The following is a 16,306-nucleotide window of genomic DNA, read 5'->3' on the forward strand; positions in this document are numbered from 1 at the left end:
TTTTTTTGTCATGAACAGATGCCCATTATGTGGTATGGATGTTTATCCAGTGAAAATTTCTTTTCAAAACTTCACGTTTACGTTAAGGTTCAAAAGGTGTATAATAGAAACAGAAACGACAAGAGGGGGATTCACCTTGGAATGGATGAAGATTGATCAAGTTGCCAAACGAAGCGGATTGACAAAACGAACCATTCGTTTTTACGAGGAGATTGGTTTGATTCCTGCTCCTAAACGGACAGAAGGCGGCGTCCGGCTTTACTCTGAAGATGATATGGAGGAGCTTGAAAAAGTCATCAGCACAAAAGAAGTGCTCGGTTTTTCCCTTCAGGAGCTTCAGCAGTTTATGGAGATGAGCCGTCAGCTGGAATTAAACAAAGAGGGGTACTTGTTGTCACTGGATCCGAAGGAACGGAAAGCAAAGCTGGAAGAGCTTCAGCACGCATTGAACCACCAGCTTGAGATGATTGATGAGAAGATCAGCACATTTCTGCATTTTAAAGAGCGCCTTAACGGAATGAAAGAAAAAGCTGACTGCGCCATTCAATCAATCGAATGATTTTGCTGTAAACGCTATGAAGATAGCGTTTCTTTTAATGGATTAAATAGGAGGTCTGATCAAATGGATACATCATCACAACAGAAAACAGGTTTATTCAGCCAGCCGAAAGCCGTTTGGGCGGTTGCGTTTGCCTGTGTGATTTCCTTTATGGGAATCGGACTCGTCGACCCGATACTTCCGGCGATTGCCGCACAATTACATGCTTCACCTAGTGAAGTATCTCTGTTATTTACAAGTTATTTACTCGTTACCGGTTTTATGATGTTTTTCTCCGGCGCGATTTCCAGCCGGATCGGCGCGAAATGGACACTGCTTCTCGGACTTATTTTTATCATCGTGTTTGCCGCCCTTGGCGGAAACTCAAGTTCAATCGCTCAGCTTGTCGGCTATCGCGGCGGCTGGGGGCTTGGGAATGCTCTCTTTATTTCAACCGCGCTTGCTGTCATTGTCGGGGTATCTGTCGGCGGCAGCGCCAAAGCCATTATTTTGTATGAGGCCGCGCTCGGCTTGGGGATTTCCGTCGGGCCGCTTGCAGGCGGAGAGCTTGGCAGCATTTCATGGCGCGCTCCGTTCTTCGGAGTGTCTGTCCTGATGTTTATAGCGCTTTGCGCGATTTCACTCATGCTGCCGAAGCTGCCGAAACCGGCAAAACGCGTCGGTGTGTTTGATGCGATGAAGGCGCTCAAATATAAAGGCCTTTTAACGATGGCCGTATCGGCATTCTTATACAACTTTGGATTTTTTATTTTGCTTGCTTATTCTCCGTTCGTTCTGGATTTAGATGAACACGGTCTTGGATACGTCTTCTTCGGCTGGGGGTTATTGCTGGCAATTACGTCAGTCTTTACGGCTCCGCTCGTGCACAAAGCGCTGGGAACAGTGCGTTCGCTCGTCGTTCTCTTTATCGCCTTTGCGGTCATTCTCATCGTCATGGGGATCTGGACTGACCATCAGACGTTGATCATTACATGTATCGTTGTCGCCGGTGCCGTGCTCGGTATGGTGAATACGATCATGACAACGGCTGTGATGGGTTCTGCGCCGGTTGAACGTTCAATCGCGTCTTCAGCCTACAGCTCAGTCCGCTTTATCGGCGGTGCGCTCGCTCCGTGGATTGCGGGAATGCTGTCAGAACACTTTACCGCAAGCACGCCATATACAGTTGGCGGGATCGTCGTTTTTGTCGGCATGCTTGTCCTTCTCATGGGACGCAAACATCTCGCCGGAATAAAAGCCGGACATTAAGAAAAAAAGGAACTTCCGCACAGGCGGGAGTTCCTTTTTGTGTTTACAGCACTTTCGTCGTCCAAGATTCACAGTTCCATGTTTCTGTCGCGATATCCATGTAGAACTCCGGTTCGTGGGAAATGAGCAGAATGGAGCCTTTGTATTCTTTCAGTGCGCGTTTCAGCTCTTCTTTCGCATCGACATCCAGGTGGTTTGTCGGCTCGTCAAGCACGAGCAGGTTTGTTTCTGAATTGATCAGCTTGCACAGTCTGACCTTTGCTTTTTCTCCTCCGCTTAATACGGAGACGCGGCTTTCAATGTGTTTAGTGGTCAGGCCGCATTTGGCGAGGGCGGCGCGGATTTCGTACTGGGTAAAGGAAGGAAATTCGCTCCACACTTCTTCGATGCACGTATTGTTATTGGTTTCTTTTACTTCCTGCTCGAAATAGCCCGTGTATTGATGCTCGCCGCGCTCCACCGTGCCTTCCAGCGGCTGAATTTCACCGAGCAGGCTTTTTAACAGCGTCGTTTTCCCGATGCCGTTCGCGCCGTACAGGGCGACTTTCTGTCCGCGTTCCATTCTGAGATTGAGCGGACGTGACAGCGGGGTATCGTAGCCGATGACTAAGTCCTTCGTTTCAAAAATCAACTTGCCTGACGTTCTCGCCGGCTTGAAATGGAATTCCGGTTTCGGTTTTTCAGCCGCCAGTTCAATCATATCCATCTTATCGAGTTTCTTTTGGCGGGACATCGCCATATTTCTCGTGCTGACCCGCGCTTTGTTGCGGGCGACGAAATCTTTCAGCTCAGCCACTTCCTGCTGCTGCTTTTTGTAGGCCGCTTCGAGCTGCTGTTTTTTCACTTCGTATACTTCCATAAACTGATGGTAGTCGCCGACATAACGCGTCAGCTCTTGATTTTCCACATGATAAATCAAATTGATCACGCTGTTTAAAAACGGAATGTCGTGAGAAATTAAGATGAACGCATTTTCATATTCCTGCAAATAGCGTTTCAGCCATTCAATATGCTGCTCATCAAGGTAGTTCGTCGGTTCGTCCAACAGGAGGATTTCCGGTTTTTCCAAAAGCAGCTTGGCGAGCAGCACTTTCGTCCGCTGTCCGCCGCTTAAGTCAGTGACGTCGCGGTCAAGGCCGACATCCTGCAGGCCGAGGCCGCGGGCGATTTCTTCAACTTTGCTGTCAATCACGTAGAAATCATTATTTGTCAGGGCGTCCTGAATGACACCGACATTTTCAAGCAGCTGCTCAAGCTCATCAGGGTCCGCTTCGCCCATTTTGTTGTAAATCTCATTCATTTCTTCTTCCATCGCAAATAAGTAATGGAACGCATCTTTCAGCACGTCGCGGATCGTTTTGCCTTTTTCAAGCACAGTATGCTGATCGAGATAGCCGACGCGCACGTTTTTCGCCCATTCAACCTTTCCCTCATCAGGCTCAAGCTTTCCGGTAATAATATTCATAAATGTTGATTTACCTTCGCCGTTAGCTCCGATTAAGCCGACGTGTTCCCCTTTTAAAAGACGGAACGATACATTGTTAAAAAGCGCACGGTCACCGAAGCCGTGGCTTAAATCTTTTACGGATAAAATACTCATCATTACACCTCTATCGTTATCAGACACGCTTTTTCATTATGTGTCTTTCTCATTAATGATTATAAAGGAGGAGACCGTTTGTTAAAAGGCTTGGAAGGAAAAAGAAAATTGCGTTTGCCGCGTGCATTTGAGATACTATGGAGTAGATTTTAAGAATTGAGGAGAACGACATGACCCAAACATGGCCATTTTTACAGCATACACAACCATTTATCGCCGAAAACTGGAGAGCGTCAGGCTTTCAGAAGCCGACCGACATTCAGGAAAAAGCCGCTCAGGTGATCATGGAAGGGAAAGACGTCATCGCCGAATCCCCGACGGGAACCGGAAAAACATTGGCGTATACGCTTCCGGTTCTGGAGCGGATCAATCCGGAGCAAAAACATCCGCAAGTGATTATTTTAGCGCCGTCCCGCGAGCTTGTGATGCAGATTTTTCAGGTGATTCAGGATTGGACAAAAGGCTCCGACCTTCGCGCCTTGTCTTTAATCGGCGGAGCAAACGTGAAAAAGCAGGTGGAAAAGCTCAAAAATAAACCGCATATCATTGCAGGCACACCGGGCAGGGTGCTCGAATTGATTCAGGCGAAAAAGCTGAAAATGCATGAAGTCAAGACGATCGTTCTTGATGAAGCAGATCAGCTCGTGACAAAGGAACACCGCGAAACAATGAAAAAAATCATTAAAACGACGCTGAAAGACCGCCAGCTTTTAAGCTTTTCTGCTACGCTGCAGCCGGAGACAGAAGAGGTGCTGAATGGAATTGCACACGAACCGGCCGTTTTGAAGGTGGAGCGGAATACGGCGGAAAAAGCGCGCGTCACGCATCAATATCTCGTCTGCGATCAGCGGGATAAAGTGAAGCTATTGCAAAAGCTGTCACGGCTGAACGGCATGCAGGCGCTCGTGTTCGTCAGAGATATCGGAAATTTAAGCGTCTATGCGGAAAAACTCGCCTATCATCACGTGGATCTCGGCATCCTGCACGGAGAAGCGAAAAAAATGGAGCGGGCAAAGATACTATCAGCGTTTGAACGGGGAGAATTTCCGCTGCTTCTGGCGACTGACATAGCAGCGCGCGGACTTGATATCGACGATCTTCCGTACGTCATTCACGCGGACATCCCGAATGCAGACGGGTACATTCATAGATCAGGCCGGACGGGGCGGGCCGGTAAAGAAGGAACGGTACTCAGCCTTGTCACGCCGATGGAAGAATCCAAACTGAAAAAAATGGCCAAATCACTCGGAATTGAGCTGAAAGAGGCCGTTTATTCAGGCGGAAAATTATCTGAGAAATAAGAAACGGAGGGCGGGAAGCCCTTCGTTTTTTTTTGTAAAATAATAGAAAAGGTTCGCGCGGGGGATGGGAAGATGGTTTCAATAGACAGATTTCAAATATTGAAGGAACGTGAGCTGAAAATACTTGAGCACTGGTTTAAGGACGATAATATCAGACGGAGAATGGATGCGATGCTGCCATTAGATGCGTGGTATGCACGATTGAATAAAGATGAAGACGATACTGTCTTTATGGCATATGACGGGCAGCTGCCCGCAGGCATAGTCTCTATAGAGTTTGTGGAGGAACGGGTGTATATCGGATTGATCGTCAATCCTTTGTACCAGCTTCAAGGGTACGGAAAACGGATATTGCAAAAACTCCTGACTGACCCTGGGTTTACCAGTGTGCGGGAATGGGCGGCAAGCATCGAAAAAGACAATCAAATCAGTTTAGCCTGCTTTCAAGCAGCGGGATTCACTTTGGAAGATACGGAGCCGGATGAAGACGGCTTCCTGACTTTGATTCTTCGCAGCTGATCCGAAAAAGCAGAAAAGGAGGGAACAAAGCCCTCCTTTTTTTCATCATCATGTTAACTTAGATCACTGACTTTGATGATCTGTTTGCCTTTGTTTTCTCCTTTAAACAAACCGAGGAATGCGTCAGGAATATGGCTGAATCCTTCCGTAATCGTTTCTTCATAATGAAGCTTCCCGTCCTTGAGCCATTCAGCCAATTGTTTCGCGCCTTCGGAAAAGCGGTCAGCATAATCACCGACGATGAATCCCTGCATCAGCGCTTTTGTTTTAATCAGTTTCGGCTGTACGCGGGGGCCCATGTCTTCCTCTTCACTTTCGGTATTGTATGAAGAGATCGCTCCGCATACCGGAATGCGGGCGAATTCATTCAGCAGGTTTATCACCGCATCCGAAATCGGTCCGCCGACATTGTCAAAATAGACATCGACGCCGTCAGGGCATGCCTGTTCAAGCGCTTTTTGAATATCATCCGCCGTTTTGTAATTAATGGCTTCATCAAATTGAAGCTCCTCTTTCAGATACGCGATTTTTTCGTCAGAACCGGCGATGCCGACAACCCGCGCGCCTTTGATTTTGGCAATCTGCCCGACCGTTGAGCCGACGGCGCCCGCAGCCCCTGAAACGACGACGGTTTCGCCTTTTTTCGGACGGCCGATATCAAGCAGCCCGAAGTAAGCGGTCAGTCCGGTCATCCCTAAAATGCCGAGGTACGCCGAGGCGGGTGCGATATCCGTGTCCAGTTTGCGGAGGGCGGACTCATTCACTGCTGAGTATTCCTGCCATGCGAGATTCCCGATCACAATATCGCCTTTTTTCAGCTTATTGCCGTCTGTGAGAACCTCGGCAATCACTCCGCCTGTTATGGCTTCATCTAAAGCGAACGGCTCGACATATGATTTTGTATCCTGCATTCGTCCGCGCATGTACGGATCAACGGACACATAACTCGTTTTTACAAGCACTTCACCGTCTTGCGGCTCGGGAACGGCAATCGTTTCAAAGCGGAAATCGTCATGGACGGGAACGCCTTTAGGGCGTCTCGCTAATTGAATCTGCTGCTGATTTTTCGGCATGATGCATCCTCCTTCAACATGAGTGTTTGTTCCAAATGTAACACGAACCATTTCCCGAATACAAAATCAAACCGTCCGTCGGCAACAAAAAAAGAAGGGCCCGGGCCCTTCTTTTAATAGAACAACCGGAACATCTCAGTGTTTTTCTCATGTTCCAAATATTCATAGGCATTTGTTTTAGAAGAATGAAGCATGTCGGGGGTAATGACGGGCTGAAGCGCGGTCAGATAAGTACCCAGCGTATTCTCAATTTCTTTCGGCAGAACGGATTCGATATCACCGATATTGATAATAATAGAGAAAACGTAATCGATATTAATATGAAAGGTATCTTCAGCAAAGGCCGTAAGCTCTTTTATTCCATCCGGGCAGCGGGTATGCCGGCGGAATACCTGTTTCACTAAATCACTGACAACCCAAGCGTTAAATCGCTGTTCCGGTGAAAAATAATGAATAGGAACCACCTCCCTGCTTGATCGGCTCTTGAAAATTTTTATTTTTCTGATAAAAGTAGCTTCTCCTACTGTAACATGTCCCGGAAGAAAATATCCACCGACAATCTGCCCGATTTTTCACTGAACGCTCTTTCTTTTGTTTGGCACTTGGTGAAGCGGGTAAACACACAATATACAAAAACAAAAGGGAGGACTTATCAATGAAACCGGTAGTAAGAGAGTATACAAACGATCAAAAACTGATGCAGGACGTAAAAGAGCTTCAGCAAATGGGTGTCGCAAAAGAAGATGTATACGTGCTTTCTCATGATGACGACAGAACGGAACGACTGGCCGACAATACGGATGTCAATACCATCGGAGCAAAAGAAACGGGCATTAAACACGCGGTCGGCAATATGTTTAATAAAAAGGGCGACGAGCTCCGCAACAAAATTCACGAAATCGGCTTTTCAGAAGAGGAAGCATCACAATTTGAAAAGCGCTTAGATGAAGGAAAAGTTCTTCTGTTTGTCACGGATAACGAAAAAGTAAAATCATGGACGTAAGCCGATCAGGTCCCAAGGGCTTTCGGTCCCTTGGGATTTTTTTGCGGATTCCGCAATAAAACCGAAAGACACAATCAGTACATTTTCGGTGCTGTTTCTTAATTGATTTGATACAATTCTTTTGTAATAAATTGGAATATAAAATCAGGAGGAGCACCATTTATGAAAAAAATGTTACTGATGCTGGCGGTTTGTTTATGGATGATTCCTGCGGGTGTCCATGCCGCTGACCTTGGCCGGCAGACGTTAGGAGCAAATGACGGCTGGGGAGCCGCTTCCGGCGGGACAACCGGCGGCGCGAAAGCCTCTTCATCGAATGTATACACCGTATCAAACAGACAGCAGCTCGTTTCTGCATTAGGGGGAAGCGCCAACGGCACGCCGAAGATTATTTACATACAAGGCACAATCAATTTGAATACCGACGACCGCAATAAAACGCTCGGCTTTTATGACTATAAAGATCCGGCGTATGATCTCAACGCCTATTTGAAGGCGTACGACCCGGATAAATGGGGGAAAAAAGCACCGTCAGGCACCCAGGAAGACGCCAGACAGAGATCCCAAAAAAACCAGAAGGCGCGGGTCGTGATTGATATCCCTTCAAATACGACGATCATCGGGTCAGGCTCAAACGCCAAAGTGACAGGCGGAAATTTTAATATGAAGAACGGCGTCGACAACGTCATCATCCGCAACATCGAATTTCAAGACGCTTACGACTATTTTCCGCAATGGGACCCGACTGACGGCAGCAGCGGCAACTGGAACTCGGAATATGACAATATTACCATTAACGGCGCGACGCACATCTGGATCGACCATTGCACCTTTAATGACGGATCGAATCCCGACAGCGGTTTTCCCTACTATTACGGGAGAAAATATCAGCACCATGACGGCCAGACGGATATAGCCAACGGGGCGAATTATATTACATTATCTTATAATAAATATCATGACCATGATAAAGGCTCCGTCATCGGAAACAGCGACAGCAAGACGTCGGATGAAGGAAAACTGAAGGTGACCCTTCACCATAACTATTACCAGAACATCGTCCAGCGCGCCCCGCGGGTCCGGTACGGGCAGGTTCATATTTATAATAATTTTTACGCAGGCTCGAAAAGCGCCGCGTACCCGTTCAGTTATGCATGGGGCGCAGGACATGCGTCAAAAATATATGCGCAGAATAATGTTTTTGAGGTGCCGGGCCTGGCTGCCGATAAGGTCATCAGCGTCTTCAGCGGCGGAAAAGCGCTTCATGAAGAGGGCACTCTTTTAAACGGCGCTGCCATTAACGCGTCAGCCGCCAACGGATTAAGTCAGTCTGTCGGCTGGACACCGGCATTGCACGGCTCTATCGGCTCATCCGCAAATGTAAAACCGGATGTTATATCTAAAGCCGGTTCGGGTACGTTAAAATAAGAAACACAAAGGAATATTTTCCTTTGTGTTTTTTAATTAACAAAAACGTTTATTAACTTAGTTAAGTAGTAAAATGGGATGGGGGATGGAAGACAACAAAATAGGAGGAGACCTGTAATGGCTTCAGAAAAAGACGCAAAAAAACAGCAGGCGGTAAAAATCATTCCTTTGCTTATTACTGTTGCTGTGGGATTAATCATTTGGTTTATTCCCGCGCCGTCCGGACTTGAACCTAAAGCATGGCATTTGTTCGCTATTTTTGTCGCAACAATTATCGGCTTTATCTCCAAGCCCTTGCCAATGGGCGCAATTGCAATTTTTGCATTGGCAGTCACCGCGTTAACGGGAACGCTTTCTATTGAAAATACGTTAAGCGGATTTGGAAACAAGACAATCTGGCTGATTGTCATCGCCTTTTTTATTTCCCGGGGATTTATCAAAACCGGGCTCGGCGCAAGGATTTCTTACGTATTCGTACAACGGTTCGGGAAGAAAACACTCGGCCTTTCTTATTCACTGCTTTTCAGTGATTTAATTTTATCACCTGCCATTCCGAGTAACACGGCACGGGCGGGCGGCATTATTTTTCCTATTATCAGATCATTATCCGAAACTTTCGGATCAACGCCGGCAGACGGAACAGAGCGGAAAATCGGCGCTTTCTTATTAAAGACCGGTTTCCAAGGAAACTTGATTACGTCTGCGATGTTTTTGACGGCAATGGCGGCGAACCCGCTGATCGCCAAGCTGGCCCACGATGTCGCAGGGGTGGACATCACATGGACAAGCTGGGCAATCGCGGCCATTGTCCCGGGATTGGCGAGCTTAATCATTACACCGCTCGTTATTTATAAGCTGTATCCGCCGGAAATTAAAGAAACACCGGATGCGGCTAAAATTGCAACGGAAAAATTGAAAGAAATGGGTCCGTTTAAAAAATCCGAGCTCTCCATGGTCATCGTCTTTTTATTGGTGCTTGCGCTGTGGATTTTCGGAGGAAGCTTAAATATCGACGCAACGACGACGGCCCTGATCGGATTATCCGTTTTGCTTTTGTCACAGGTATTAACATGGGAGGACATCAAAAAGGAACAAGGTGCGTGGGATACACTGACTTGGTTCGCGGCGCTTGTGATGCTGGCGAATTTCCTGAATGAACTCGGCATGGTGTCTTGGTTCAGTAATATGATGAAATCCTCTGTTTCCGGTTTTTCATGGATTGTGGCATTTATGATTCTGATCGTTGTGTATTATTACACCCATTACTTCTTTGCGAGCGCAACCGCGCATATCAGCGCCATGTATGCGGCATTTCTCGCCGTCATTGTGGCGGCAGGCGCTCCGCCGCTATTGGCGGCGCTCAGCCTGGCGTTTTTCAGCAACCTTTTCGGTTCGACGACGCATTACGGCTCAGGAGCGGCTCCGGTCTTTTTCGGAGCGGGCTATATTTCGCAAAGCAAATGGTGGTCCATCGGCTTTATCCTGTCAATCGTCCATATTGTGACATGGCTTGTGATCGGCGGATTATGGTGGAAAGTATTGGGTTTATGGTAGAAGAAAAAAGGCAGACTCAGGTCTGCCTTTTTTTTGTTTTGATAAGAGGCGGGAAGGCCCTGCACATGATGGCTTCAGCGTGAATACAATATAGCCGGGGTGATAATATGAGCAGCGGCCGTAATCAATACATGATATTGAAACAGAAACCTTACAAATATATGAGCAGACATATGAAACGCTGGTATGAACAATTACTATACGATCATGAAAAAACGGAAATAGTGACGGAAAAACAGTTTCCGTCTTTAGATGAAAATCGATCTGCCCTGTGCGTGCCCCAGATGCGGGGTCCCGAAGGCAAAAGAGGCCCCGCCGGCTCCCGCGGTCCGCAAGGGGAAGCAGGTCCGCCCGGTCCGCCTGGTCCCCCGGGGCCTGAGGGTCCGCCCGGTGCGGTTCCGGCTGTAGCTTTTCAAAATACAACAGAACAAATGACGATTCCGTTAGAAGGAACACCGATAAATGTATTAAGCACGGTGGTAGATGCGCCGACAGATCAATTGGTAAAAACGGATGCCGTCATACAAGTAAATGTGGAATTAGATCTGCTCGCTTCTAATTTTTCATTAGACTTAGCTGTCGATCTCCAAAGAAATGGGGTATCTATTCAAACACTAAGACAAGAGCTGAACCTCTTTTCTTCAGGCGGGCAAATCTTGGGGATTCCTTTTACGTACATCGAGGAAATGACAGCGGGAGAAACAGCTGCGTATCAGCTCTTTTTATCTGTACTGTCTTCGAATCATGTCACGCAAGTCACAGCGGCAAACCGTTCCCTCATTGCAACGGGATTCCCCATTCAAGGATCGGACTAAGGTGATGAATAGAAATCACCTTTTTTATTTAGGTTGTCAAAAGACAGCCCGTATTAATATGCTGTCTTAAAATGTAAGGTTATCCGCAACAGGAAGGAGAGGGAAAAAGCTTGAATGAATAATCCGATTATAAATGGGAGCTTTGAAACCGGCACATTAGAGGGTTGGAGTTCGGCAAATACCCAGATTAACAGTTTGTTTGCACATTCAGGGAGATATTCTGCACAATTTATTGGAACTCAGCCATATGCTTACCTCAGTCAAATCATCCCCATTTCAGCTCAGTCACTGACTCTATTCGTATCACTGGCAACGCTCGGAAATGAGCCAAGTCCCCAGGTAACCCTCCAGATCATATATGTCAGCGCAGCAGGTGAACAAATCAGTTCCGTTCAAGAAAATATCACACCCGGAAATTTGCCGAACGTACTCTTTCATACATGGTCTGAAATCTATAAAACAAGTACTGTGCCTTCTGGCGCGGCCTCTGCTGTCATTGTATTAAGTAAAGTTTCTTCCGGCACGGTTTTAATAGACGATGTTTCATTGGCGCAAACCGGGGGTGACCCTGGCGTTACAGGCCCTACAGGAGCAACAGGGGTAACCGGATCAATAGGATCAACAGGTCCAACGGGTGCAACCGGCTCAACCGGAGCGACTGGGATCACAGGGTCAACCGGTCCAACTGGTATAACAGGAGCAACAGGATCAACAGGTCCAACGGGTGCAACCGGCTCAACCGGAGCGACTGGGATCACAGGGTCAACCGGTCCAACTGGTATAACAGGAGCAACAGGAGCAACAGGTCCAACGGGTGCAAGAGGAGCAACCGGATCGACTGGGATCACAGGGTCAACCGGTCCAACTGGAGTAACAGGAACAACAGGGTCAACAGGTCCAACGGGTGCAACCGGCTCAACCGGAGCGACTGGAATCACAGGGTCAACCGGTCCAACTGGTATAACAGGAGCAACAGGAGCAACAGGTCCAACGGGTGCAAGAGGAGCAACCGGATCGACTGGGATCACAGGGTCAACCGGTCCAACTGGTATAACAGGATCAACAGGAGCAACAGGTCCAACGGGTGCAAGAGGAGCAACCGGATCGACTGGAATCACAGGGTCAACCGGTCCAACTGGTATAACAGGAGCAACAGGAGCAACAGGTCCAACGGGTGCAAGAGGAGCAACCGGAGCGACTGGGATCACAGGGTCAACCGGTCCAACTGGAGTAACAGGAACAACAGGGTCAACAGGTCCAACGGGTGCAACCGGATCAACCGGAGCGACTGGAGAAACGGGCCCAACCGGCTCAACTGGAGTAACAGGATCAACAGGAGTAACTGGTGTAACGGGACCAACTGGAGAAACCGGTCCAACCGGAGTAACGGGAGCAACCGGAGCAACCGGAGCAACCGGAGTAACAGGAGCAACCGGGGTGACTGGCCCAACGGGTGTAACGGGCCCAACCGGATCGACTGGCTCAACCGGGGCAACCGGGGCAACTGGAGCAACAGGAGTAACTGGAGAAAACGGCCCAACAGGAGAAACTGGCTCAACTGGAGTGACTGGAGTAACGGGCTCAACCGGAGCAACTGGTGTAACCGGAGCGACTGGAGAAACCGGCCCAACGGGTCCAACCGGGGCAACAGGATCAACCGGCTCAACTGGAGAAACGGGACCAACCGGAGCAACAGGAGTAACGGGCTCAACCGGAGCAACTGGTGTAACTGGAGAAACTGGCCCAACGGGTGCAACCGGAGCAACAGGAGTAACGGGCTCAACCGGAGCAACTGGTGTAACTGGAGAAACTGGTCCAACAGGATCAACAGGAGTAACTGGTCCAACAGGAGTAACTGGTGCAACCGGAGCAACAGGAGTAACTGGTGTAACCGGAGCGACTGGAGAAACCGGCCCAACGGGTCCAACCGGGGCAACAGGCCCAACCGGAGCAACTGGAGAAACCGGCCCAACGGGTCCAACCGGGGCAACAGGCCCAACCGGAGCAACCGGAGAAACTGGTTCAACCGGAGTGACTGGAGAAACTGGCCCAACGGGTCCAACCGGATCAACAGGAGTAACTGGTCCAACCGGAGTAACAGGAGTAACTGGTGAAACGGGTCCAACTGGAGCAACCGGAGCGACCGGAGTAACAGGAGCGACAGGAGAAACGGGACCAACAGGAGCAACAGGTGTAACCGGATCAACCGGGGCAACAGGAGCAACCGGAGTAATCGGCCCAACAGGAGTAACTGGAGTAACAGGAGTAACCGGGTCAACAGGTCCAACAGGAGCAACAGGTCCAACAGGAGCAACAGGAGCAACAGGAGTAACTGGTGAAACGGGTCCAACTGGAGCAACTGGCGTAACCGGATCAACAGGAGCGACCGGAGTAACTGGAGAAACCGGTCCAACCGGAGCGACAGGAGAAACGGGACCAACAGGAGCAACCGGAGCAACAGGATCAACCGGGGCAACAGGCTCAACAGGAGTAACCGGGGCAACAGGCTCAACTGGTCCAACAGGCTCAACTGGAGTAACAGGAGTAACTGGAGAAACGGGACCAACTGGAGAAACCGGTCCAACCGGATCAACAGGAGTAACTGGTGTAACAGGAGTAACTGGAGAAACGGGACCAACTGGAGAAACGGGACCAACTGGAGAAACGGGACCAACAGGAGCAACAGGAGTAACTGGTGAAACGGGACCAACAGGAGCAACAGGAGTAACTGGTGTAACCGGAGCAACAGGAGCAACCGGCTCAACCGGAGTGACTGGAGAAGCCGGCCCAACGGGCGTAACCGGAGCAACAGGAGTAACTGGTCCAACAGGAGCAACAGGAGTAACTGGAGAAACGGGACCAACAGGAGTAACTGGTCCAACAGGAGCAACAGGAGTAACTGGTCCAACAGGAGCAACGGGAGTAACTGGTCCAACAGGATCAACAGGAGTAACTGGTGTAACCGGCTCAACTGGAGAAACTGGTTCAACCGGAGTGACAGGAGAAACTGGCCCAACGGGTCCAACCGGGTCAACAGGCCCAACAGGAGCAACCGGCTCAACCGGAGTAACGGGCGCGACAGGAGTAACCGGAGCCACTGGGGTAACAGGAGAAACAGGCTCAACCGGAGTAACAGGTGTAACTGGAGCAACAGGAGTAACAGGAGCAACAGGCTCAACCGGAGTGACTGGAGAAACGGGAGCAACAGGAGTAACCGGGGCAACCGGAGCAACAGGAGCAACCGGCTCAACCGGGGCAACAGGAGCAACAGGCTCAACAGGCTCAACTGGAGCAACAGGCTCAACCGGAGTGACTGGAGCAACCGGCTCAACTGGAGAAACTGGTTCAACCGGAGTGACAGGAGTAACCGGAGCAACCGGCCCAACGGGTGCAACCGGAGCAACAGGAGTAACTGGTCCAACAGGAGCAACAGGATCAACCGGGGCGACCGGAGTAACCGGCCCAACAGGATCAACCGGGGCGACCGGAGTAACCGGCTCAACTGGAGAAACTGGTTCAACCGGAGTGACAGGAGAAACTGGCCCAACGGGAGCCACCGGAGCAACCGGCTCAACCGGGGCAACAGGAGCAACAGGAGCAACCGGAGCAACAGGAGCCACCGGAGCAACAGGCTCAACCGGAGTGACAGGAGAAACTGGCCCAACGGGAGCAACAGGAGCAACAGGAGCCACCGGAGCAACAGGCTCAACCGGAGTGACAGGAGAAACTGGCCCAACCGGAGCAACAGGAGTAACTGGTCCAACAGGAGCAACAGGAGTAACCGGAGCAACCGGCTCAACTGGAGAAACTGGTTCAACCGGAGTGACAGGAGAAACTGGCCCAACGGGAGCCACCGGAGCAACCGGCTCAACCGGGGCAACAGGAGCGACCGGAGCGACCGGAGCAACCGGGGCAACCGGGGCAACAGGAGCGACCGGAGCAACCGGGGCAACTGGCGTAACCGGCTCAACTGGAGCAACAGGCTCAACCGGAGTGACTGGAGAAGCCGGCCCAACGGGCGTAACCGGAGCAACCGGAGTAACTGGTCCAACTGGAGCAACAGGAGTAACTGGAGAAACGGGACCAACTGGAGAAACAGGTCCAACCGGGGCAACTGGAGTAACAGGAGCAACAGGCTCAACCGGGGCAACAGGAGCGACCGGAGCAACTGGCGTAACCGGCTCAACTGGAGTAACAGGATCAACAGGAGTAACTGGTGTAACCGGAGCGACAGGAGAAACGGGATCAACCGGAGCAACCGGAGTAACTGGTCCAACAGGATCAACCGGGGCGACCGGAGTAACCGGCCCAACAGGAGAAACTGGCCCAACGGGTGTAACCGGAGCGACAGGAGAAACGGGATCAACAGGAGTAACTGGTGTAACCGGAGCGACTGGAGAAACGGGACCAACAGGAGTAACAGGAGTAACCGGAGCGACTGGAGAAACGGGACCAACAGGAGTAACCGGAGCAACCGGGGCAACTGGAGAAACTGGCTCAACCGGAGTGACTGGAGAAACTGGCCCAACGGGTCCAACCGGTCCAACCGGAACAACAGGAGTAACTGGTCCAACAGGATCAACCGGAGCAACCGGAGTAACTGGTCCAACAGGAGCAACCGGAGCAACCGGAGTAACTGGTCCAACTGGAGAAACAGGAGAAACGGGACCAACTGGAGAAACGGGACCAACTGGAGAAACAGGTCCAACCGGAGCAACAGGATCAACAGGAGTAACTGGTGTAACCGGAGCGACAGGAGAAACGGGATCAACCGGAGCAACCGGAGTAACTGGTCCAACAGGAGCAACAGGAGTAACCGGCTCAACTGGAGAAACTGGTTCAACCGGAGTGACAGGAGAAACTGGCCCAACGGGTCCAACCGGGTCAACAGGCCCAACCGGAGTAACTGGTCCAACAGGAGCAACGGGAGTAACTGGTCCAACAGGAGCAACCGGAGCAACCGGAGCAACAGGAGTAACTGGTCCAACAGGAGCAACCGGAGCAACAGGAGCAACCGGAGCAACAGGAGTAACTGGTCCAACAGGAGCAACAGGAGTAACTGGAGAAACGGGACCAACTGGAGAAACGGGACCAACTGGAGAAACGGGACCAACTGGAGAAACGGGACCAACTGGAGAAACGGGACCAACTGGAGAAACAGGTCCAACCGGAGCAACAGGATCAACCGGGGCAACTGGAGCAACAG

The 16,306-nt window shown here is 50.2% G+C and carries 12 protein-coding genes; 9 read left to right on the forward strand and 3 right to left on the reverse strand.

What is annotated here, in order from left to right:
* Nucleotides 1-136: 136 nt before the first annotated feature.
* Both AC1DN5_RS17415 and AC1DN5_RS17420 read left to right on the forward strand, forming a co-directional pair.
* Nucleotides 137-559 (forward strand): MerR family transcriptional regulator, encoded by a 423-nt coding sequence (locus AC1DN5_RS17415; protein ID WP_366970078.1) that lies wholly within the window; start codon nucleotides 137-139, stop codon nucleotides 557-559.
* A 63-nt stretch (nucleotides 560-622) separates the two neighbouring features.
* On the forward strand, nucleotides 623-1,807 hold the full coding sequence (locus AC1DN5_RS17420; RefSeq protein ID WP_366970077.1) for an MFS transporter: 1,185 nt from the start codon (nucleotides 623-625) through the stop codon (nucleotides 1,805-1,807).
* 43 nt (nucleotides 1,808-1,850) lie between these two features.
* Here the strand turns inward: AC1DN5_RS17420 and AC1DN5_RS17425 are convergent, their stop codons facing one another.
* Nucleotides 1,851-3,407: an ABC-F family ATP-binding cassette domain-containing protein gene (locus AC1DN5_RS17425; protein WP_045927113.1), complete on the reverse strand. Its 1,557-nt coding sequence runs from the start codon at nucleotides 3,405-3,407 to the stop codon at nucleotides 1,851-1,853.
* Between the two features lie 170 nt (nucleotides 3,408-3,577).
* Between AC1DN5_RS17425 and AC1DN5_RS17430 the strand changes: the two genes are divergently transcribed.
* Nucleotides 3,578-4,708 carry a DEAD/DEAH box helicase gene (locus tag AC1DN5_RS17430; RefSeq protein WP_016936974.1) on the forward strand — a complete coding sequence of 377 codons (1,131 nt, stop codon included), beginning with the start codon at nucleotides 3,578-3,580 and terminating at the stop codon, nucleotides 4,706-4,708.
* A gap of 72 nt (nucleotides 4,709-4,780) precedes the next feature.
* Nucleotides 4,781-5,227 carry a GNAT family N-acetyltransferase gene (locus AC1DN5_RS17435; RefSeq protein ID WP_366970076.1) on the forward strand — a complete coding sequence of 149 codons (447 nt, stop codon included), beginning with the start codon at nucleotides 4,781-4,783 and terminating at the stop codon, nucleotides 5,225-5,227.
* Nucleotides 5,228-5,280: 53 nt separating this feature from the next.
* Here AC1DN5_RS17435 and AC1DN5_RS17440 read toward each other — a convergent pair whose 3' ends face one another.
* Both AC1DN5_RS17440 and AC1DN5_RS17445 read right to left on the reverse strand, forming a co-directional pair.
* Nucleotides 5,281-6,300 carry an NADP-dependent oxidoreductase gene (locus tag AC1DN5_RS17440; protein ID WP_366970075.1) on the reverse strand — a complete coding sequence of 340 codons (1,020 nt, stop codon included), beginning with the start codon at nucleotides 6,298-6,300 and terminating at the stop codon, nucleotides 5,281-5,283.
* 113 nt (nucleotides 6,301-6,413) lie between these two features.
* Nucleotides 6,414-6,764 (reverse strand): DUF3212 family protein, encoded by a 351-nt coding sequence (locus AC1DN5_RS17445; protein ID WP_016936977.1) that lies wholly within the window; start codon nucleotides 6,762-6,764, stop codon nucleotides 6,414-6,416.
* A gap of 191 nt (nucleotides 6,765-6,955) precedes the next feature.
* On the opposite strand from AC1DN5_RS17445, the gene AC1DN5_RS17450 reads away from it, so the two are divergent.
* The 5 genes from AC1DN5_RS17450 to AC1DN5_RS17470 all read left to right on the forward strand — a co-directional run.
* Complete coding sequence (locus tag AC1DN5_RS17450) at nucleotides 6,956-7,303, forward strand: YflT domain-containing protein (RefSeq protein WP_366970074.1); 348 nt, start codon at nucleotides 6,956-6,958, stop codon at nucleotides 7,301-7,303.
* 162 nt (nucleotides 7,304-7,465) lie between these two features.
* On the forward strand, nucleotides 7,466-8,731 hold the full coding sequence (locus AC1DN5_RS17455) for a pectate lyase (RefSeq protein ID WP_366970073.1): 1,266 nt from the start codon (nucleotides 7,466-7,468) through the stop codon (nucleotides 8,729-8,731).
* 117 nt (nucleotides 8,732-8,848) lie between these two features.
* On the forward strand, nucleotides 8,849-10,285 hold the full coding sequence (locus tag AC1DN5_RS17460) for an anion permease (protein ID WP_007408966.1): 1,437 nt from the start codon (nucleotides 8,849-8,851) through the stop codon (nucleotides 10,283-10,285).
* A gap of 107 nt (nucleotides 10,286-10,392) precedes the next feature.
* A complete protein-coding gene (locus AC1DN5_RS17465) occupies nucleotides 10,393-11,100 on the forward strand; it encodes a hypothetical protein (protein WP_029575252.1) in 708 nt (235 codons plus the stop codon).
* 114 nt (nucleotides 11,101-11,214) lie between these two features.
* Nucleotides 11,215-16,306 (forward strand): NTTRR-F1 domain (locus AC1DN5_RS17470; protein ID WP_476982770.1); only part of this gene is annotated, 5,092 nt, incomplete at its 3' end.

It is taken from the genome of Bacillus sp. 01N42_2 (assembly GCF_056399565.1).

Excerpts from the sequence above, each read along its gene's own strand:
- AC1DN5_RS17430 (WP_016936974.1), top strand. The coding sequence starts at position 3,578 with ATGACCCAAACATGGCCATTTTTACAGCATACACAACCATTTATCGCC.
- AC1DN5_RS17465 (WP_029575252.1), top strand. The coding sequence starts at position 10,393 with ATGAGCAGCGGCCGTAATCAATACATGATATTGAAACAGAAACCTTAC.
- AC1DN5_RS17435 (WP_366970076.1), top strand. The coding sequence starts at position 4,781 with ATGGTTTCAATAGACAGATTTCAAATATTGAAGGAACGTGAGCTGAAA.
- AC1DN5_RS17425 (WP_045927113.1), bottom strand. The coding sequence starts at position 3,407 with ATGAGTATTTTATCCGTAAAAGATTTAAGCCACGGCTTCGGTGACCGT.
- AC1DN5_RS17455 (WP_366970073.1), top strand. The coding sequence starts at position 7,466 with ATGAAAAAAATGTTACTGATGCTGGCGGTTTGTTTATGGATGATTCCT.
- AC1DN5_RS17450 (WP_366970074.1), top strand. The coding sequence starts at position 6,956 with ATGAAACCGGTAGTAAGAGAGTATACAAACGATCAAAAACTGATGCAG.
- AC1DN5_RS17440 (WP_366970075.1), bottom strand. The coding sequence starts at position 6,300 with ATGCCGAAAAATCAGCAGCAGATTCAATTAGCGAGACGCCCTAAAGGC.
- AC1DN5_RS17420 (WP_366970077.1), top strand. The coding sequence starts at position 623 with ATGGATACATCATCACAACAGAAAACAGGTTTATTCAGCCAGCCGAAA.
- AC1DN5_RS17460 (WP_007408966.1), top strand. The coding sequence starts at position 8,849 with ATGGCTTCAGAAAAAGACGCAAAAAAACAGCAGGCGGTAAAAATCATT.